This is a genomic window from Pseudomonas rhodesiae (assembly GCF_013285305.1).
Taxonomy (GTDB): Bacteria; Pseudomonadota; Gammaproteobacteria; order Pseudomonadales; family Pseudomonadaceae; genus Aquipseudomonas; species Aquipseudomonas rhodesiae.
Genome location: NZ_CP054205.1, coordinates 2,413,031 through 2,431,255, shown reverse-complemented (window position 1 = coordinate 2,431,255; position 18,225 = coordinate 2,413,031). Strand labels below are relative to the sequence as shown.

16 protein-coding genes and 2 pseudogenes are annotated in these 18,225 nt (G+C 61.6%); 9 read left to right on the top strand and 9 right to left on the bottom strand.

The window, feature by feature from the left end; all coding sequences use genetic code 11:
• Positions 1 to 22 precede the first annotated feature (22 nt).
• The 4 genes from HRH33_RS11150 to HRH33_RS11135 all read left to right on the top strand — a co-directional run bounded on the left by HRH33_RS11150 (position 23) and on the right by HRH33_RS11135 (position 5,176).
• Positions 23 to 922: a LysR family transcriptional regulator gene (locus HRH33_RS11150; RefSeq protein WP_040267922.1), complete on the top strand. Its 900-nt coding sequence runs from the start codon at positions 23 to 25 to the stop codon at positions 920 to 922.
• 198 nt (positions 923 to 1,120) lie between these two features.
• Positions 1,121 to 1,579 (top strand): (2Fe-2S)-binding protein, encoded by a 459-nt coding sequence (locus HRH33_RS11145; protein WP_034112956.1) that lies wholly within the window; start codon positions 1,121 to 1,123, stop codon positions 1,577 to 1,579.
• A complete protein-coding gene (locus HRH33_RS11140; RefSeq protein WP_099312864.1) occupies positions 1,579 to 3,816 on the top strand; it encodes a xanthine dehydrogenase family protein molybdopterin-binding subunit in 2,238 nt (745 codons plus the stop codon). Before HRH33_RS11145 ends, HRH33_RS11140 begins: the two co-directional genes overlap by 1 nt.
• Before the next feature lie 16 nt (positions 3,817 to 3,832).
• The gene (locus HRH33_RS11135; RefSeq protein ID WP_167417421.1) at positions 3,833 to 5,176 is read left to right on the top strand and encodes a c-type cytochrome; all 1,344 of its coding nucleotides are present in this window, start codon (positions 3,833 to 3,835) and stop codon (positions 5,174 to 5,176) included.
• 77 nt (positions 5,177 to 5,253) lie between these two features.
• Here the strand turns inward: HRH33_RS11135 and HRH33_RS11130 are convergent, their stop codons facing one another.
• From HRH33_RS11130 to HRH33_RS11115, 4 genes are all read right to left on the bottom strand, one after another.
• Positions 5,254 to 5,745, bottom strand: coding sequence for a CinA family protein (locus HRH33_RS11130; RefSeq protein WP_167417420.1), 492 nt, complete (start codon positions 5,743 to 5,745; stop codon positions 5,254 to 5,256).
• A gap of 64 nt (positions 5,746 to 5,809) precedes the next feature.
• Entirely contained in the window at positions 5,810 to 6,253 is a 444-nt protein-coding gene (locus tag HRH33_RS11125) for a DUF421 domain-containing protein (RefSeq protein ID WP_034097307.1), read from the bottom strand.
• A 9-nt stretch (positions 6,254 to 6,262) separates the two neighbouring features.
• Positions 6,263 to 6,781 carry a hypothetical protein gene (locus HRH33_RS11120; protein ID WP_167417419.1) on the bottom strand — a complete coding sequence of 173 codons (519 nt, stop codon included), beginning with the start codon at positions 6,779 to 6,781 and terminating at the stop codon, positions 6,263 to 6,265.
• A 7-nt stretch (positions 6,782 to 6,788) separates the two neighbouring features.
• Positions 6,789 to 7,010: a PLDc N-terminal domain-containing protein gene (locus tag HRH33_RS11115; RefSeq protein ID WP_034137779.1), complete on the bottom strand. Its 222-nt coding sequence runs from the start codon at positions 7,008 to 7,010 to the stop codon at positions 6,789 to 6,791.
• A gap of 343 nt (positions 7,011 to 7,353) precedes the next feature.
• Here HRH33_RS11115 and HRH33_RS11110 point away from each other — a divergent pair.
• A pseudogene (locus HRH33_RS11110) lies at positions 7,354 to 7,506 on the top strand (con-10 family general stress protein); the annotation flags it as partial.
• Between the two features lie 199 nt (positions 7,507 to 7,705).
• Positions 7,706 to 7,891 (top strand): annotated as a pseudogene (locus tag HRH33_RS11105) (con-10 family general stress protein); the annotation flags it as partial.
• A 106-nt stretch (positions 7,892 to 7,997) separates the two neighbouring features.
• On the opposite strand, the gene HRH33_RS11100 reads toward HRH33_RS11105, so the two are convergent.
• The gene (locus tag HRH33_RS11100; protein ID WP_167417418.1) at positions 7,998 to 8,573 is read right to left on the bottom strand and encodes a TetR family transcriptional regulator; all 576 of its coding nucleotides are present in this window, start codon (positions 8,571 to 8,573) and stop codon (positions 7,998 to 8,000) included.
• 136 nt (positions 8,574 to 8,709) lie between these two features.
• Here HRH33_RS11100 and HRH33_RS11095 point away from each other — a divergent pair, with 136 nt between their 5' ends.
• Entirely contained in the window at positions 8,710 to 9,498 is a 789-nt protein-coding gene (locus HRH33_RS11095) for an SDR family NAD(P)-dependent oxidoreductase (protein WP_167417417.1), read from the top strand.
• Positions 9,499 to 9,716: 218 nt separating this feature from the next.
• On the opposite strand, the gene fabF is transcribed toward HRH33_RS11095, so the two are convergent.
• The 3 genes from fabF to HRH33_RS11080 form a co-directional block, all read right to left on the bottom strand.
• Complete coding sequence (gene fabF / locus HRH33_RS11090) at positions 9,717 to 11,012, bottom strand: beta-ketoacyl-ACP synthase II (RefSeq protein ID WP_167417416.1); 1,296 nt, start codon at positions 11,010 to 11,012, stop codon at positions 9,717 to 9,719.
• A 96-nt stretch (positions 11,013 to 11,108) separates the two neighbouring features.
• Positions 11,109 to 14,192 carry an efflux RND transporter permease subunit gene (locus HRH33_RS11085; RefSeq protein WP_167417415.1) on the bottom strand — a complete coding sequence of 1,028 codons (3,084 nt, stop codon included), beginning with the start codon at positions 14,190 to 14,192 and terminating at the stop codon, positions 11,109 to 11,111.
• On the bottom strand, positions 14,189 to 15,298 hold the full coding sequence (locus tag HRH33_RS11080) for an efflux RND transporter periplasmic adaptor subunit (RefSeq protein WP_034112946.1): 1,110 nt from the start codon (positions 15,296 to 15,298) through the stop codon (positions 14,189 to 14,191). The genes HRH33_RS11085 and HRH33_RS11080 overlap by 4 nt, the downstream gene beginning before the upstream one ends.
• Positions 15,299 to 15,600: 302 nt before the next feature.
• Between HRH33_RS11080 and HRH33_RS11075 the strand changes: the two genes are divergently transcribed.
• Positions 15,601 to 17,070, top strand: coding sequence for an efflux transporter outer membrane subunit (locus tag HRH33_RS11075; protein WP_167417414.1), 1,470 nt, complete (start codon positions 15,601 to 15,603; stop codon positions 17,068 to 17,070).
• A 213-nt stretch (positions 17,071 to 17,283) separates the two neighbouring features.
• Here the strand turns inward: HRH33_RS11075 and HRH33_RS11070 are convergent, their stop codons facing one another.
• Positions 17,284 to 17,904 (bottom strand): TetR/AcrR family transcriptional regulator, encoded by a 621-nt coding sequence (locus HRH33_RS11070; RefSeq protein ID WP_034137771.1) that lies wholly within the window; start codon positions 17,902 to 17,904, stop codon positions 17,284 to 17,286.
• 166 nt (positions 17,905 to 18,070) lie between these two features.
• Here HRH33_RS11070 and HRH33_RS11065 point away from each other — a divergent pair, with 166 nt between their 5' ends.
• On the top strand, positions 18,071 to 18,223 hold the full coding sequence (locus HRH33_RS11065; protein WP_243269815.1) for a hypothetical protein: 153 nt from the start codon (positions 18,071 to 18,073) through the stop codon (positions 18,221 to 18,223).
• Positions 18,224 to 18,225 lie beyond the last annotated feature (2 nt).

Below are 18,225 nucleotides of genomic sequence, written 5' to 3'. Positions count from 1 at the left end.
GATTGATACCGGGATTAGATCAATGTTCGAATTGACGCAACTGCGCTGCTTTACCACGGTGGCCACCGAGCTGAATTTCCGACGCGCCGCCGAACGCCTGAACATGACCCAACCGCCGCTGAGCCGGCAGATCCAATTGCTTGAGCATCATTTGGGCGTGGCGTTGTTTGCGCGGACTACTCGCAGCGTCACCCTCACCGCCGCCGGCCGGGCGTTTTTCATCGAAGCGCAGAACCTGCTCGAACGCGCCCAACAAGCGGCAATCACCGCGCGACGCTTTGCCGAAGGCGACATTGGTACGGTCAATATCAGCTTCGTCGGCAGCGCGGTGTATGAGTTTCTGCCCAAGGTGATTGCCGAAGCGCGGCTCAAGCAGCCCCAGGTCAAAATCGACCTGTCGGAGATGAACACCTATCAGCAATACGAAGCCCTGCGCGCGAGGCGCATCGACCTGGGCATCGTGCGCGCGCCGTTGCTGGAACCGGGCTACGCCACCGAATGCCTGGTGCGCGAGCCCTTTGTGCTGGCGGTGCCGAGCGCGCATCGCCTGGCCCATGCCGAGTCGGTCAGCGTCCACGACCTGGATGCGCAACCTTTCCTGATGTACGCCCACGCCGCTTACCCGCCGTTCAACGAACTGCTTACCGGCCTGCTGCGCTCGGCGCGCGTCGCGCCGGACTACGTGCAATGGCTGGGCTCCTCACTGACCATCCTGGCCTTGGTCAATGCCGGCATGGGCCTGGCCCTGGTACCGCGTTGCGCCAGCAGCGTGGTGTTCAAAAACGTAGTGTTCCGCGACATTGATCTAGGCGAAGGGGCGCAAAGCGAGCTGCACCTGATCTGGCGCGAAGACAACGACAACCCGGCATTCGCAATGCTGCTGGAGGGCATCCGCAACGCCGTGCGCGAGGGTTGGGCCTGAACGCGAGGCTACCTGCACGAACACACCGACTGCCGACAGTCATCCAATCCTCTCGAATACTTGCCTGATCCTCCGAACTTTCAGGTGCTCGGATAGATAGCCCTTGCGCAGTCGACTAGAGTTCGACGATGGGCGCTCTATCGCCCTCCCTATAAGAAAAACCGTACCCCTAACCGAAGATCAGCAGGTGAGCCAGCCATGGAGCTACGAATCAACCAGAAGACCTACCAGGTCGATGCCGACGCCGACACGCCGTTGCTGTGGGTGATCCGCGATGACTTGGGGCTGACCGGCACCAAGTACGGCTGCGGTCTGGCTCAATGTGGCGCCTGCTCGGTGCTGGTGGACGGCAACGTGGTGCGTGCGTGCGTGACGCCGGTGGCCGGGGTAGTGGGCCGTGAGGTCACTACCATCGAAGCGATCGAAGCCGATGAGGTCGGTAAACGCGTGGTCAGCGCCTGGGTCGAGCATCAAGTGGCGCAGTGCGGTTACTGCCAGTCCGGGCAGGTGATGGCCGCCACGGCGCTGCTCAAGCACACCCCGGCGCCCACGGTGGAGCAGATCGATGCGGCGATGGTCAACCTGTGCCGCTGCGGCACCTATAACGCCATTCACGCCGCCGTGCAGGACCTGGCCACCGGGAAGGAGCACGCCTGATGAACACGCCTGAACTGATCCCCGGCCTGCCCCTCGGCGAACCGATCAACCTGTCCCGCCGGCGTTTTCTGGCCAGTACCGCCGTCGGCGCGCTGGTCATTGGTTTCGGCCTGCCGCTGGGCGCGTCCAGAGCCCAGGCCGCTGCCGGCGCAAGCGCCGAGCGCGGCACCCAGGTGCCGGCGTTTCTGGAGATTCGCCCCGACGGCAGCGTGCGCCTGCTCAGCCCGTTCATGGAAGGCGGCCAAGGCACCCATACCGCCATGGCGCAAATCGTCGGCGAAGAGCTGGACGCCGACCCCGCCACGTTCATCGTCGAAGCCGCGCCACCCGGCGACGCCTATGTGGTGATGGAAAACGGCATGCGCATCACCGGCGGCAGCATGTCGGTGCGCATGAGCTACCCGACTATGCGCCGCCTCGGCGCCCTCGCCCGCGCCATGTTGCTGCAGGCCGGCGCCGAACAGCTCGGCGTGCCGGTGGCACAGTTGACCACCCAGCCAGGCCGCGTGGTGCATGCCGCGTCCGGCCGCTCGCTGGGCTACGGCGAGTTGGCCGGCCGCGCCCTGGACATGCCGGTGCCCGACCCGGCCAGCGTCACCCTGCGCGACCCCAGCCAATTCCGCTGGATCGGCAAACCGGTCAAACGCGTGGACGCCTATGACAAGTCCACCGGCAAGGCCCAGTACAGCATCGACCTGAAAGTCGACGGTATGCTCCATGCCGCCGTGCAGCACGCGCCGCGCCTGGGCATGACGGTCGGCGGCCTGCGCAACCAGGCGCAGGTCGAGGCCATGAAGGGCGTGCATTCCGTGCATCAATTACCCGGCGCGGTGGCGGTGGTGGCCGAGCGTTGGTGGCATGCCAAGCGCGCGGTGGAAGCGATCCAAGTGGACTGGCAGGAACCGACTGCCGACTCAACGGTGCGAGCGATGCCGGCGGATTTTTCCAGCGACGCTTACCGTGACTTCCTCGCGGCCCAGCAAGGCCCGGCCCGTGACGATGAAAACGAAGGCGATGTGGCCGGCGCGCTGTCCAGCGCCAAAACCAAGGTCGAAGCGACCTACCACAACCAATATGTCAACCACGCACAACTGGAGCCGCCGTCGGCACTGGCGCGCTTCAACCCGGACGGTTCGCTGGATATCTGGCTGCCCAACCAGGCGCCGGACATGTTCCGCGCTGACATTGCCAAGCGCACCGGCCTGGCGCCCGAGCGCATTCATCTGCATTCGCCGCTGTTGGGCGGTTTCTTCGGTCGGCACTTCCTGTATGACTCGGCCAGCCCCTACCCCCAGGCCATCGCGCTGGCCAAGGCGGTGGGTCGCCCGGTCAAGTTGATCTGGAGCCGTGAGGAAGAATTCCTGCGCGATGTCTTGCGCCCGGTGGCGGTGGTCAAGTTCCGTGCCGCGCTGGACGCCGACGGCCTGCCCGTGGCCATCGAAGCGGTAAGTGCCACTGAAGGCCCTACTGAAGCCATTGCCGGCAAACAGGGGGACAAACTCGACCCCACGGCGCTCGAAGGGCTGTCGGGCAAGAGTTATGCGATCCCCAACAAGCGCATCGCGCAGATCTACGTCAAAGGCCCGGCCATGCTCGGCTACTGGCGTTCGGTGGGCAACTCCCTCAACGACTTCTTCTACGAAGCGTTCCTCGACGAGCTAGCCGACAAAGGTGGCCGCGATCCGTACGACCTGCGCCTGCACCTGCTGCGTGACAATCCGCGCCTGACCACGCTGCTCAAGGCGGTGGCCGAGTTGTCCGGCGGCTGGAAGCGCGGCCCCTACACCGCCGAAGACGGCACCCGCCGCGCGCGGGGTGTGGCCATGGCTTCGCCGTTCGGCTCCCATGCGGCGGTGATCGCCGAGGTGTCGATCGACAAAGGCCAGGTCAAGGTGCATCACATCTGGGAAGCCATCGATCCGGGCAGCATCGTCAACCCGGCCATCGTCGAGGCGCAGGTCAACGGCGCCGTGGCCCTGGGCCTGTCGCAAACCTTACTGGAAGAAGCGGTGTATGTGGACGGCAAGCCACGGGCGCGCAATTACGACCTTTACCCGATCCTGCCACCTTCGCGGATGGCCCAGGTGCATGTGAAGATCGTGGAAAGCGGCGAAAAAATGGGCGGCATCGGCGAACCACCCCTGCCGGCCGTGGCGCCAGCGGTGGTCAATGCCGTGGCGCAACTGACTGGCCAGCGCGTGCGCAGCCTGCCATTGAGCCGACACACTTTCAGCTGACCGACCGAGACCGCCCATGAATAACCGATTCGCAAGAACCCTCGGCTGGTTGGCCGTGCCCTGCCTGGTCGCCGCCGGCGCGCTGGGGTGGTATGTCACCCGCCAACCTGTTACCGCGTTCGAGCAGGCGCCAGCCGCCGCATTTGACCCTGCCCTGGTCAGCCGTGGCGAGTACGTCGCGCGCCTGAGCGACTGCGTGGCCTGCCACAGCCTGCCCGGCAAGGCACCGTTCGCCGGCGGCCTGGAAATGGCCACGCCGCTGGGTAATATCCACGCCACCAACGTGACCCCGGACCCTACCCACGGCATCGGCCGTTACAGCCTCGCCGACTTCGACCGCGCCGTGCGCCACGGCGTAGCGCCGGGCGGGCGGCGGCTGTACCCGGCCATGCCCTACCCCTCCTATGCCAAGCTCAGTGACGATGATGTGCGGTCGCTGTACGCCTTCTTTATGAAGGGCGTACAACCGGCCAACCAGGCCAACCTCCCCAGCGACATCCCCTGGCCGCTGAACATGCGCTGGCCGATTGCGCTGTGGAACGGGCTGTTCGCGCCAAACACCCCCTATGCGGCCAAACCAGCCCAGGATGCTTTGTGGAACCGTGGCGCCTACATCGTCCAGGGCCCCGGCCATTGCGGCAGTTGCCACACTCCGCGTGGCCTGGCTTTCAATGAGAAAGCGCTGGACGAAGCCGGTAAGCCGTTCCTCGCCGGCGCCCTGCTCGACGGCTGGTACGCCCCCAGCCTGCGCCAGGACCCTAACACCGGTCTGGGCCGCTGGAGCGAGGCGCAGATCGTGCAGTTCCTCAAGACGGGTCGCAACCAGCACGCGGTGGTGTACGGTTCGATGACTGAAGCGTTCAACAACTCGACTCAGTTCATGAGCGACGACGACTTGGCGGCCATCGCCCGCTACCTCAAGTCACTGCCTGGCGACCCACAGCGCGACGGCGCACCCTGGGCCTATCAGGCCGTGGCCGCCAACGCTCGCGCGGACGCCCCCGGCGCCCACACCTACGCCACCCGCTGCGCTTCCTGCCATGGCCTGGACGGCAAAGGCCAGCCCGACTGGATGCCGCCACTGGCGGGCGCCACTTCGGCCCTGGCCACAGAAACCGCCTCGGCCATCAACATCACCCTCAACGGCGCCCAGCGCGTAGTAGCCGCCGGCGTTCCGGACGCCTATCGCATGCCGGCCTTCCGCGAGCAACTGTCCGACCAGGACATCGCCGAAGTGCTGACCTACGTGCGCAGCACCTGGGGCAACCACGGCAGCGCGGTCGAGGCCAAGGACGTGGGCAAACTGCGCGAGCACACCGATCCGGCGAGCAGCACGCCGATCATCTTGCAGATGCGCTGAACTGCGGCGTCACACCAACGAGCGGGCAAGCTCTGCAGATGCAAAGCTTGCCCGCCAAGGCCGCAGCACTGCCGCGCCTAAGGGCCAACTGCCTCATCCAGAAAACGCACCACGCCTTTCAACGCGTATTCAGCGGCGAGCACCTGCACCTGTTCGCGCGAACCGATGAAGCGTTCCTTGCGGCTGAATACCTTGACCGCGCCGTTGAGGTGATAAGCCCAGGCAAAGCACACGGTGCCCGGTGGAATGCCGTCGATGCTGTCAGGCCCCAGCAGGCCGGTAGTGGCAACAGCCACCTGGGCAGGGCTGTCGCGTAAGGCGCCCTGGGCCATTTCGCGGGCCACTTCGCAGCTGGTGAGGTTGAACGTCTTGATGGTGTAGGCACTGACGCCCAATAAGCGTTGCTTGGCCTCCTCGGAATACACCACGTACCCGCACTCGATACATGCACCACTGCCCTCGACTTGGGACAGCAACGTAATGATCTTGCCGGCCGTGCACGACTCGGCGGTGGTGAGCAGCAAGCGGTGTTGTTTCAGGCAGTCAATGGTGGCTGCGGCGATGGACATGGTCTTTCCTCCTTGCAAAAGTCTTCGGCCCGCACACTGCGTGCGCTGATAGAGCTAGACGGCGTCACTCATAAGGAATCACGGAGATCTTGCCGTTGCGTTCAAGAATGGCGAAGCGGATCTGCCTCAGTTCGACGATGCCCTGGGCAGAGCGCGCGGCCTCCAATACATCCTCGGCATCCAGCCGAGCACGCTTGAGGCGTTCGGGCAGCAAACGGCCATGCTCCACCAGCACCGTTGGCCCGCCATCGAGTACCCGGGCCAACCAGGTGAACCGTTGTTTGATCAGGGACAACCCGATGTCGATGGCGATCAGTGTCGCAATCACCAGCACCGCATTGGTCAGGGAAAAGTCATCGCCCAACAAGGCTTGCTGGGTAGCCTCGCCGATGACCATCAGCAGCACCAGATCGAAGGTGGTGAGTTCGGCCAGGGAGCGCCGACCGGCAATTTTGAACAGCACCATCAGCACCAGGTAAATGGCGGCGGCGCGCAACACTGAATCCATGTGTACCCCCTAGGGATAAATGAACTGAGAAAATTGCAGCGCCGCCCCTGCACCCAGCGCCACTTGAGTGTCGAAACGGCCTACGCCGTCACTGCGCAGATTCAGACGCAAAACTGCCTGGCCATCTGCGTCGCTGAGTACCCACAGCTTGACCCCCTGACCCGCCGTGCTGGCCTTGAGCGGTTGAGGTTGCAGCATCTCGATGTTGAACCCTTGGAGCAACTCGCCTTCGATGCGCGCCTCAAGCGCAGTGTTGGGTTGGCCGCGTAAGTGGATCACCAGCGTGTCGGATGCACCGTTACGCAGGAAGCGTTGATACTCCACGCGCACCTGACCATCGGCACTGTGCACCTGGGCCTCACTGAGCGGCCCTTTTGAAAACAGGCCGCCCAAGGTCAACGCCACCAACAGCAGCAACCCGTACCAGCCCCAACGTTCGAAGCGCCAGACCTTGCGCTGAAGAGTCATGTCTTCGCGCACCGGGTCACGGCGACTGCACAGTTCGCCCTGAGGCTCTCCGCTCTCCATGTCGTTATCAACCTTTGCTGTGTTCGGGTGACGACGGCCCCTTGGTCACACCCCGCGGACCGGCAATGCTCCAGATAACCGCGCCGACAAACGGCAGCAGGATCACCAATGCGGTCCATCCCAGCTTAGTGCGCGAGATTTTGCTGCTGCGCCAGACGCTGTTGATGATCCAGAGGTCGAGCAATACCAGAATGACGGCCACGCCTGCCCAGAAGTAAGTGGTTTGCATACGGCACCTCCTATTCAGTGATGCACGTTTAGGCCCTGCACCGAGTGTAGAGGTTCACTCTATATGCAAGCGAAGCGGCAACTAAGCGAAGCGGCATAACAGCTATCAGTTCAATATCAAAGACCACACCGACACATTAAAACTTATACGAAGCGGCGTTAAAAAGATCATTTTGTACAAGTTATTCCGAGCAACTACCGCTCATCGCCATTTTCAAAAATTCTTCAAACATTCCCGTCAGTGCCGTTATCGGAGTTAATGCCCGTTGTTGCAATGGGCACTCATATAACCAAACTTGATTAAATAGTGGAGATGCATCATGCCTACCAGTAATAAAAACCCTGGCAACTTCGCCAATGATCATGAACGCGCATCCGAGGCCGGGCGTAAAGGCGGCCAGGCGTCGGGCGGCAACTTTGCCAACGACCGCGAAAAAGCCGCCCAAGCTGGCCGCAAAGGCGGACAGCACAGCCATGGCGGCGGCCGCACGTCGTAAGTTCGCCAGCACACGGGCGCGATACAGATGCAACTTTCGTGACGTTCTAAAGCTTGCCTATACATCAAGACTGAACAGCACGCTTTACTGATTAGCGTGCGCCAAAGGCAACTTTACTAATGAAAGCTGCATAACCTTTATAACCATGAGGTAAATGACAATGAGCACTCAGGATAAAAAAGGCCAAACAAGCGTTAACGAAGCGGGCAGCAAAGGCGGCCAACACAGTGGAGGGAACTTCAAGAACGATCCACAACGGGCCGCCGAAGCCGGCAGTAAAGGCGGCCAGCACAGCGGTGGCAACTTTGCCAACGACCGTGAAAAAGCCTCCCAGGCCGGACGCAAAGGAGGGGAACACAGCCACGGTGGCGGGCGCAGCAGTTGAGGCGCCAATACAGGGGAGCCACGCCGCTCCCCTGTTTTTCTCTAAGCCTGTGTGCTGACGCCGGTCTCTAACGGCTCAGCACGCCGTAACAGCGCGCCCGGGGTCCTCAGGATTGCTCCTCGTCCTGGCGCCCTTGGATGTCTGCACGACACGCCGCCAGGATTTCATCGGCCAGCGCCGAGTCATCCGGGCAGGCCCGTGACATGATCAACCCACCCAGCACCTGCGCCATCAAGGCAAGATTGGCGGCACGCGCCGCCGGGTCTTGTTCTTCACCGTCGGCTTTTGCCTCGTGCATCGCGCTCAGTTGGGCCTCGATGCCGGCGGCAAATGCAGCGCGAACCTCGTCTTCCTTGCGTGCCGCGTCACTGCATAACGCCGCCAGTGTGCACCCCGTAGCGCGCTGATCGCGGTGTTCACGCGACAAGTAGAGGTTCACGAATGCTTCGGTCGACGCCCCCGCCGTGCGGGCGGCGGACTCTGCCAGGCCGCACGCCGACGCTTGCGCCATCAGGTCGGCCTTGGATTCGAAGTGTTTGTAGAACCCACCTTGGGTAAACCCTGCCGCTGCCATCAAGTCAGCGATGCCCACACCGTCATAACCACGCTCGCGAAACAGCGCGGACGCGGTTTGCACGATGTGCGCGCGATTGGCCTGGGCCTGTTGTTTAGAGACTTTCATCGTCCACCTGAAACTTATCCGTACAGGCCGCAAGCATACATTGATGTCAACCAACATCAAAACGTTGACTTTTTAGATTTCGGTCGTAATCATTAGCGCACTTTCCATCACCGCGGCATTTCTTAGGATACTCACCATGACTTCGCTCCCCGCTGTTCTGATCACTGGCGCCTCCTCCGGCATCGGTGCTACCTATGCCAAGCGCTTCGCCCGCCGTGGCCATGACCTGGTGCTGGTGGCGCGCGACAACGCGCGCCTGGAAACACTGGCTGCACAACTGCGCGAGGAAAACGGCGTGGCCGTGGAGGTGTTTCAGGCCGACTTGACCCAGGCCGCCGACCTCGCTGCGCTGGAAACCCGCCTGCGAGAGGACGCCCGTATCGGCATCCTGATCAATAACGCAGGCATGGCGCAGTCCGGTGGCATCGTTAACCAGAGTGCCCAGGCGCTCGACCAATTGATCGCGCTGAACGTGGTGGCGCTGACGCGTCTGGCCGCCGCCGTGGCACCGCGCTTTGCGCAGGCCGGTAACGGTTCGATCATCAACCTGGGCTCGGTGGTGGGTTTTGCGCCTGAGTTCGGCATGTCGGTGTATGGCGCGACAAAGGCATTCGTCCTGTTCCTGTCCCAAGGGTTGACCGTGGAATTGGCCGCCAAGGGCGTGTACATCCAAGCCGTTCTGCCCGCCGCCACCCGCACCGAAATCTGGGAACGCGCCGGCATCGACATCAACGCACTGCCGGAAGTGATGGACGTGGATGAGCTGGTGGACGCGGCGCTGCTGGGGTTCGACCGCCGCGAGCCAGTGACCATCCCGCCGCTGCACGTCGAAGGCCGTTGGGACCAACTGGATCAGGCGCGCCAGGGGCTGCTCTCGGATATCCGCCAGGCGCGCGCCGCCGAGCGGTATCAGGCGCAGTCCTGAGCAAACGTCATTAGCCGCTCATTTCCTTCAATGGCATCGGGCCCAAGGCAGTTTTGAAAGCACTGGCCTTCAAACGCTACGGCAAAGCCCCCGGATATTGGCGTTGAACAGGTGCTGAGCGGCTATGACGGCGTGAAAAAGCCGCGGGGTGCTCAAACCCGGCGACCAGATCGCTTCGGCCCACTGGACAAAGCCCTCGCCACGTCACGCCGCGTTCATTATTCAGCCTCCGGCGCCCAGCGGCGAAACAGCACGCTGGCGTTCACACCACCGAATCCGAATCCATTCGAGAGCGCATGGGTAATTGGCAACTGTCGCGAGTTCAGGGCGACCAGATCAAGGCCGTCGGCTGCCTCATCGGGATGATTGAGGTTGAGCGTGGGTGGCACCACTTGGTCGCGAAGCGCTAGCACCGTGAACACCGCTTCAATGCCTCCGGCTGCGCCAAGCAGATGCCCGGTGGCGGACTTCGTCGAACTGATCGCGACACTGGCGCCGCTCCCGAAAACCGAGCGAATCGCGGCCAACTCGCCTTTGTCGCCGACCTGGGTGGAGGTTGCATGCGCGTTGATGTGCTGAACGTCGGCGGGACTCACCGCCGCCTGGCGCAGCGCCTGCTCCATGGCGCGACGTGCGCCGCTGCCGTCCTCCGGACCGGCCGTCAGGTGATACGCGTCAGCGCTGGTGCCATAGCCGACCAACTCCGCCAGGGGTTTGGCCCCACGCCTGAGGGCGTGCTCCAGTGACTCGATCACCAATAAACCGGCACCTTCGGACATGACGAAGCCATCGCGATCACGATCGAACGGTCGCGAGGCTGCCTGCGGGTGCTCGGCAAACCCCGTGGATAGCGCGCGGGCCGCTGCGAAACAGCCTAGGGTCACACGGTCTATCGCGGCCTCGGTACCGCCGCATATCGCGATATCCGCCTCACCGGCCCTGATGATTCTGGCCGCGTCGCCGATAGCCTGTACCCCTGCGGCGCAGGCCGTGACGGGAGCGCCGAGCGGGCCTTTAAAGCCGTGACGGATGGAGACGTGCCCGGCCGCCATATTGGCGAGAAAGGACGGTGCAGTGAATGGCGACAGTCGGCGAGGACCACGCGCATCGTTGGTGCGGACAGCGTCGGCAATCGCGCCGAAGCCACCCACGCCCGATGCAATGACCGTGGCCGTCCGCTCTTGGTCCGTGACCTCTGTTGGATGCCAGCCGGCCTGTTCCAGCGCTTCGTGCGCTGCCACCAATGCAAACTCGATGAAGCGATCCATCTTTTTGCGATCCTTGGCCGAGATGATGCGCTCCGGGTCGTAACCGGCGGTGGCATCCTCTTCGAGAGACGGCACCTGGCCGCCTACTACGATGCCCGTACCCTCAGTAATGTCGTCAGGCAGGTTGCGGATACCAGAACGCCCGGCCAGCAATCTCTTCCAGACTTCCTCTACTGCGCACCCCAAAGGCCCGACAATGCCGACGCCGGTGACCACGATTCGCTTTTGAGCTTCGAGATTACTCATTGAACCCTCTTCATTTTTTCAGTCGCCGCCCACGCTACAGCGATGAGGTGCACGACGAGAGGACGGGATGGCGCCCCATCCACTGGGTTTGCTTACTTAATTCGCTGGCTCGGTTTGACCTGCATTGTCAGGACGGATCTTGAACCAAATGGCGTACATCGCCGGCAGGAATACCAGCGTCATAACGGTGCCGACTAACGTGCCTCCGATCAGCGTGTAGGCCAGGGTGCCCCAAAACACCGAATGGGTCAGCGGGATGAAAGCCAGGATCGCCGCCATCGCCGTAAGCAGCACCGGACGAGCCCGCTGCACGGTGGCTTCGATAACGGCGTGAAATGGATCCAAGCCTTCCTGGTCGTTGTGATGGATCTGCCCAATCAAAATCAGCGTGTTACGCATCAGGATGCCCGACAGCGCGATGAGCCCAACCAGGGCGTTGATACCAAACGGTTGATGAAACATCAGCAGGGTCGGCACTACGCCAATCAGACCCAACGGTGCGGTGAAAAACACCATGATCATTGCCGAGATCGAACGTACCTGAACGATGATGATCAGCAGCGTCAGGGCAATCATGATGGGTAGCAACGGCACTATCGCCTGGCCGGCCTTGCCCGACTCCTCGATTGCACCCGCTTGCTCGATCCGATAGCCGTTGGGAAGCGTGTCGATAATCGGCTGTAATTGCTTGACGATCACACCCGACACATCAGGTGGCTGAAGACCTTCGTCAATATCGCCGCGCACGGTGATCGTCGGGGTACGGTCACGGCGCCGGAGAATGGGGTCTTCCATACGCACATCCACCTCTGCGACCTGGGACAGAGGGATACGCTGGCCCGCCGCGCCCACCAATGTAAACCCCTCGATCCGAGCCGGATCCAGGCGGATGTCACCCGCGGCGCGCCCCATCACCTGCACTGAACGAATGTCTTCACGAACCGCTGTGATCGGCACGCCGGTCAGCAAGAACTGCAACTGCTGGGCGACTGCGCTGGAGGTCAGCCCTACCGCCTGCAAGCGATCCTGATCCAAGCGCAAATGCAAGGTCGGTGTCAGTGGGCCCCAATCGCTATTGACCGTCCTCATCAACGGGCTCGCTTGCATGACCGCTTGTACGCGCCCGGCAATCTCGCGCAGCTTGGTCGGGTCAGGCCCCATCACTCGGTAGGCGACAGGGAAAGGTGAATACGGACCGAACACAATTTGCGTCGCCCTGACACGGGCCTCTGGGGCGAGCCCTGCAGCCACAGCTTCGCGCAAACGGACCTTGAGGGTTTCGCGCGCCTCCTGACTGGCCGTGAGCACCACAATCTTGGCGAACGATGGGTCCGGCAGTTCGGGTGCCATCGCCAGGAAGAAGCGCGGCGCGCCCTGGCCAATGTAGGCGGTGATGACTTTTGCCTCTTCCTGCTGTTGCAGCCAAGCCTCGACTTTTGCCGCGGTGGCACTGGTCTGTTCGATGGAGGTTCCGTAGGGCATTTGCACCTCGACCATCACCTCGGGACGGTCCGACGTCGGGAAGAACTGCTTCTTCACCAGCCCCATGCCCAGAACGGCTACAACAAACAACGTAATAACCGTGCCAGCCACCAGCCACTTGAGGGCGATGACCCGTGTCAGGACCCGGCGGAAGCGGTTGTAGCGGGGAGTATTGTAGATAGCAGCATGCCCACCCTCGACCGGCTTGATCTCTGGCAACAACTTCACGCCCAGGTAAGGGGTGAAAGCCACTGCGACAATCCAGGACGCAATCAACGCAATGCCCACGATCCAGAACATATTGCTGGTGTATTCGCCGGCAGTGGACTGGGCAAAACCGTTGGGCATGAAGCCAACCGCCGTTACCAGTGTGCCGGAGAGCATCGGCGCGGCCGTATGACTCCAGGCATACGCCGAGGCCTTGAGGCGGTCGTAGCCCTCCTCCATTTTCACCACCATCATTTCGATAGCAATGATCGCGTCATCTACCAGCAACCCGAGCGCCAGGATCAATGACCCGAGGGTAATACGATCGAAGTTCTTTCCGGTGGCCGCCATCACCACAAACACGATCGCCAGTGTCAATGGCACGGCAGCGGCGACCACCACGCCCACACGCCAGCCCATGCTGAGGAAGCAAACGAGCATCACCACCAGCAGCGCGACAAAAAACTTGACCATGAACTCGCCTACGGCCGAGTCGATGTTGACGGCTTGATCGGTGACCTTGGTCAGGGTCATGCCCAGTGGCATGTGCTCATTGATTTTGCGGGTCTCGGCGTCCAGCGCCTTGCCCAGATCCAGGCCGTTCCAACCTTCACGCATGATGACCCCCAGCAGCAGGGCCTCTTCTGCGTTATTGCGCACCACAAAGGTGGCCGGGTCTTCATAACCACGCTCGACAGTCGCCACATCGGAAAGCTTGAGCGTGCGCCCCTGAGCCACAATCGGTGTATCGCGAATCTTCTCCAGCTTATCGAAGGCACCGTCCAGGCGGAGGAAGACTCGCGGCCCGTTGGTGTCGATCGAACCGGCCGGCGTCAGTATGTTCTGATCATTCAACGCGGCAAAGATGTCCTGAGGCGCAATGCCCAAAGTGGCCAACCGATCGTGGGAGAAAGACACAAAAATGCGCTCGGCCTGCTCGCCGATAATATTGACCTTCTTCACCCCCGGCACATGCAAGAGTTGCTGACGCAACGACTCCGCATCACGCACCAACAGGCGCTGCGGCTCGCCTTTGGCTTTGAGAGCGAACAGCGCGAACGTCACGTCCGAATACTCGTCGTTGACCAATGGCCCGATCACACCCGCCGGTAGCTTGGTGGCCTCGTCGTCGAGTTTTTTGCGCGCCTGGTAAAACTCCTCCTGCACTTGCGACGGCGGCGTGCTGTCGAGCAGCGACACCATGGTGAAAGCAAGACCCGGCCGCGTGTAGGTTTCCGTGCGGTCGTACCATTTCAATTCCTGCAAACGCTTTTCAAGGGGCTCGGCTACCTGGTCCTGCATCTCCTGCGCGGTTGCGCCGGGCCACGCGGTAATGACTGTCAGTTGCTTGACCGTAAACGGCGGATCCTCCGCACGCCCCAGCTTGAAGAACGCCAGGATGCCTGCCACCGCGATCAGAAAGATCAGAAACACCGTGATAGATCGCTCACGAACGGCGATCGCTGAAATATTGAAGCGGCCTTCGCTCATGGATGGCTCCCGGCAACGTTGGCTTGATCCTGCCCGGGCACTCGCACTTCTTCGCCATCGCGCAACAGATGGGCGCCTAACGCTACGATCTGCTCACCGACCTTAAGATCGCCTGCCACGCGCGCGGCATCGTCGCTCAACCCCAGCACCTGAACAGGGCGCCAAGAAACTTTTGCCGGTGAGCCGGCGATCACCCACACGCCTGTGCCTTTGCCTGGGTCATAAAGGGCCGCGATGGGGACTCGCAAAGCCTGCGCTTGCGCGGCGCCTTCTGCGATGCGCAGGGTAACCGTCGAACCTATCGGCGCATTGGTCAGCGCGCCCGCCAGCACGTACCGCGCCTCAAACGTGCGCGTGGCTTGGTCGGCAGAGTCGGAAAGCAGCCTCAGCTTCGCAGTCACTGCGTTGGCGGTATCTCCATAAAGCGTCGCTTGCGCAGTGGAACCTGGGGCAGGACGCAACGTCTCGGGCAGATGCACGATGGCTTCGCGCTGACCTGCGCGCGCCAGTCGAACCACAGGCTGCCCCGGGCTGACGACTTGCCCGGGCTCGGCGAGCGTCTCCACCACGACACCGTCGGAGTCGGCAAATAACACTGCGTAGCCAGAAGCATTGCGGGCTACGTCAGCCTGCGCTTCAGCGGCGCTAAGCTGCGCCTTTGCGGTATCCGCTGAGGCTTTGATCTGGTCATAGGCCGATGCAGAAATAGCGCCTGCGGCTACCAGGCTGCGGTATCGCGCCTCGTCATCGGCTGTCTGCTTGGCTCGGGCTTTGGCGGCGATGACTGACTCTTGCTGGGCTCGCGCCTGCAACCCGAGGTCGATAGGGTCAAGGCGCATAAGCGGCTGACCGCGTTTAACGCTCTGGCCGGTTTCGACCAACCGCTCAAGGATCTTGCCGGAAACCCGAAAGCCCAGATCGCTCTGCACGCGGGCCGCCACTACCCCTGTGAATGAGCGTGACGCCTCTGAGGCACCCTCAACCGTTCCGGGCCTTACCAGCGGAGCCTGCGTGCGCGGATCGTCAAGATTGGAGGAGTCACCACACGCCGTCAGGACGAGAGGCAACAAGCAGGCGGCAATGGGGAAAGGTCGGAGCCGGAGCATAGATTCCCTTATTAAATAGAGAGAGCAGGAGCGCTATATTCAGACTGGTGACTATTATTGTCAACAGTCACAAATCAAGAATCCAACTGGACCTTAGCCGTGCAATTCCCCTTACGCGAAAGCTCTAGGTGCCTCCTTCATTCAGACTGGATCGGTACAAGGCGGCGTTTTGCAAGGGCTGCATGTGAGGCAGTCGAGGGTTATTTTCTTGCCATGCCTGAATTTAGCTCAGTGGCCTCAATTGACAGGTTGTGACCACAAAGTAATATGGTCACAAACATCCCGCGATTCAAGGAATCTCAATGCTCTCCCTGCGCCCCGCTGCTTTTCTGATAAGCGCCACCTTGATGACAGGCTGTGCGGTCGGCCCGGACTATCGCCGTCCAGACGCCCCGCTCCCGGACCGATACTGGGGCCCGTTTTCTGTCGGGCAGAGACCAGCGGCAACACCTGCCAGTCTGGTCATCTGGTGGGAGAGTTTCGGTGATCCACTGCTCGCCGGCTTCGTCTCCAAGGCGCTTGAGCAGAACCTCGATCTGGCACAGGCCCAGGCGCGGGTTACACAGGCGCGAGCCGGACTCAGCGCCGCCAATGCCGCTTTGGCGCCCTCAGCAAACATCAGCGCTCAGGCCGCACGTGCCTATCAATCCATCGAGACCCCGCTCGGCCAGGTGTTGAACTCAACGCCTGACTACGATCGGTATGGGAGTTCCTACGAGGCCGACCTCAATGCCAGTTGGGAAGTGGATATCTTTGGCGGCCTGCGACGCGGACGCGAGGCGGCGCTGGCCGAGTACCAGGCCAGCGAAGCAGGCGCCGCTGCCACACGATTGGCCATCGCCGCGCAGACCGCGGATACCTACATCACTATCCGTGGGCTGCAGGCTCGATTGGACATTGCGAATCGGCAAGTCAAAACCCAGCAGGGACTGCTGGAGAAAGTCCAATTGCTCTATAGCAAAGGGCTTGCCGCCAGCTATGAGGTGCGTCAAACCGAGGGGGCGTTAGCCCAGGTCCAAGCCACGGTGCCGGTCCTGCAGGCCGGTCTGGATGCTGCCATGAACTCACTCGATGTCATGCTCGGCACGCCACCCGGTACTCACCGTACGCAACTTGCCATGGTCGGGAGCATTCCGGTAGCACCGCAGTTAACGACCTTGGGAACCCCCGCCGATTTGCTGCGGCGCAGGCCTGACCTCATCGTGGCCGAGCGCCGCCTTGCCGCCTCCAACGCACGCATCGGGGAAGCGATTGCCGAGTACTACCCGAAGTTCTCGCTAAGTGCGTTACTGGGGAGTGCGACAGCGGTGTCCGCAGGCAATCTTTTTTCCGGCGGCGCCAGTCAATCGGCTGGCGTACTGGGGCTGCGCTGGAGACTGTTCGATTTCGGCCGCATCAACGCCCAAATCGACCAAGCCAAGGGACAGGAAGCCGAAGCCCTGGCCGCTTACCGTCAATCCGTGCTGCGCGCCACCGAGGACGTCGAGAACGCGCTCTCCTCGCTGGTCAATCGGGACGCCCAAGCCACCACCCTCATGGGAGGCGAGACGGCGCTGACTCAAGCTCGCCAATCGTCGTTCATTGCTTATGAGAAAGGCACGGCGAGCTTGATTGACGTCCTGCACGCTGACGAGACCTTGCTTCAGGCTTCCGACGCTCGGGCACAGGCACAGACCGAATCGGCACGCGCGGCCGTCGCCACGTTCAGGGCACTGGGCGGCGGCTGGCAGCCTTCGGCTACCCAACTGACGAGTCGATATCCGCTCAGGTGACGAGCGACCGGAAGATCCGCGCCCATGAGTCGTTGATTGCAACAGCGCTGCTTGAGGGTGATCCCTCAAGGACAGGTATGTCCTGCTTATTAGTGTGACCACTCCCACAAACAGTCACATTATTGGCAAGCGGACAGGCCCAGTTGGGCAGTGTTCACCCACAGACTAAACGTTGATATCAGCGCAAAAAGCTATACAGGGTTTGGCGTAGGCTCACGGCATCAAGCTACGCAGAATGAGATTGGAGGTGAGGACCGGAGCCACCTCGACGACATCAAGGTTGTACTGCAATAGCAACGGATTGACGAAAGGCCGTAGCGCCAGGTGGATCGCATCGACTGTTTCGTCCAACGGCGTTTTGCGTTCAAACTCGCCGAGCTCTCGCCCTTCACGCACAATCTGCACGACGAAGTCCCTGATCAAGGCATCGTATTGCTGAGCGCAAGGCCAGTTTTCAGACGCTGCAAAAGCAGCGATGTCATAGAGTTTTCGCTCACTGAAGAACAAGTTCACACCGGTAGCCACCAGCGTTTTCAACAAGCGTCGTAAACGCTCGGTCGGCGTGAGGCCACCAACATTAATTTCCTGCTCCACTGCCGCAATCATTTGCGCCAGGCAATTGGCACAGATAGCCTCACCAATCGCCTGCTTGGAATCAAAAAACTTGTAGATGTACGCCTTGGAAAACCCGATCGCCTTCGCCAGATCGGAAACCGTGGTTTTGCTATAGCCGTATTGACTGAAGTGCTGATTGGCCGCTGCGACGATCTGGTTCCGGATTTCATGATCGGCAGGACCACGGATGCTCGTGGAAGCGATGGTTGTCTTGTTCATGCGGCTAGCTTACGCACCCGAAATGCGCTTGACAACGAGTGACCAAATTATCCTTTTGTCACCCAGACTTGCTCCATCGATATTGCACAAACCCGCCCCACTCCCAAGCTTTCCAGGACCACGGTACTGAGCTTGCCTATCTGATCAGATGGGCGGATGGAAGCGCATGGGTTGGGTAAACCTGATGGCTGACCAGGAATGGTCTGCCATCAAAGAAAAAAGCGCTGCGGAGCACGGCGCAATGGTGGGTCAGATTCAGGAAAAGGTGATGGCGTTGACCGACTATTCACGGATACCTGCCGGCGTTCCACGTCCCTGATG

Coding starts and splice junctions, on each gene's coding strand:
- HRH33_RS11150 (WP_040267922.1), top strand. CDS start 23: ATGTTCGAATTGACGCAACTGCGCTGCTTTACCACGGTGGCCACCGAG.
- HRH33_RS11145 (WP_034112956.1), top strand. CDS start 1,121: ATGGAGCTACGAATCAACCAGAAGACCTACCAGGTCGATGCCGACGCC.
- HRH33_RS11140 (WP_099312864.1), top strand. CDS start 1,579: ATGAACACGCCTGAACTGATCCCCGGCCTGCCCCTCGGCGAACCGATC.
- HRH33_RS11135 (WP_167417421.1), top strand. CDS start 3,833: ATGAATAACCGATTCGCAAGAACCCTCGGCTGGTTGGCCGTGCCCTGC.
- HRH33_RS11130 (WP_167417420.1), bottom strand. CDS start 5,745: ATGTCCATCGCCGCAGCCACCATTGACTGCCTGAAACAACACCGCTTG.
- HRH33_RS11125 (WP_034097307.1), bottom strand. CDS start 6,253: ATGGATTCAGTGTTGCGCGCCGCCGCCATTTACCTGGTGCTGATGGTG.
- HRH33_RS11120 (WP_167417419.1), bottom strand. CDS start 6,781: ATGGAGAGCGGAGAGCCTCAGGGCGAACTGTGCAGTCGCCGTGACCCG.
- HRH33_RS11115 (WP_034137779.1), bottom strand. CDS start 7,010: ATGCAAACCACTTACTTCTGGGCAGGCGTGGCCGTCATTCTGGTATTG.
- HRH33_RS11100 (WP_167417418.1), bottom strand. CDS start 8,573: ATGAAAGTCTCTAAACAACAGGCCCAGGCCAATCGCGCGCACATCGTG.
- HRH33_RS11095 (WP_167417417.1), top strand. CDS start 8,710: ATGACTTCGCTCCCCGCTGTTCTGATCACTGGCGCCTCCTCCGGCATC.
- fabF (WP_167417416.1), bottom strand. CDS start 11,012: ATGAGTAATCTCGAAGCTCAAAAGCGAATCGTGGTCACCGGCGTCGGC.
- HRH33_RS11085 (WP_167417415.1), bottom strand. CDS start 14,192: ATGAGCGAAGGCCGCTTCAATATTTCAGCGATCGCCGTTCGTGAGCGA.
- HRH33_RS11080 (WP_034112946.1), bottom strand. CDS start 15,298: ATGCTCCGGCTCCGACCTTTCCCCATTGCCGCCTGCTTGTTGCCTCTC.
- HRH33_RS11075 (WP_167417414.1), top strand. CDS start 15,601: ATGCTCTCCCTGCGCCCCGCTGCTTTTCTGATAAGCGCCACCTTGATG.
- HRH33_RS11070 (WP_034137771.1), bottom strand. CDS start 17,904: ATGAACAAGACAACCATCGCTTCCACGAGCATCCGTGGTCCTGCCGAT.
- HRH33_RS11065 (WP_243269815.1), top strand. CDS start 18,071: ATGGGTTGGGTAAACCTGATGGCTGACCAGGAATGGTCTGCCATCAAA.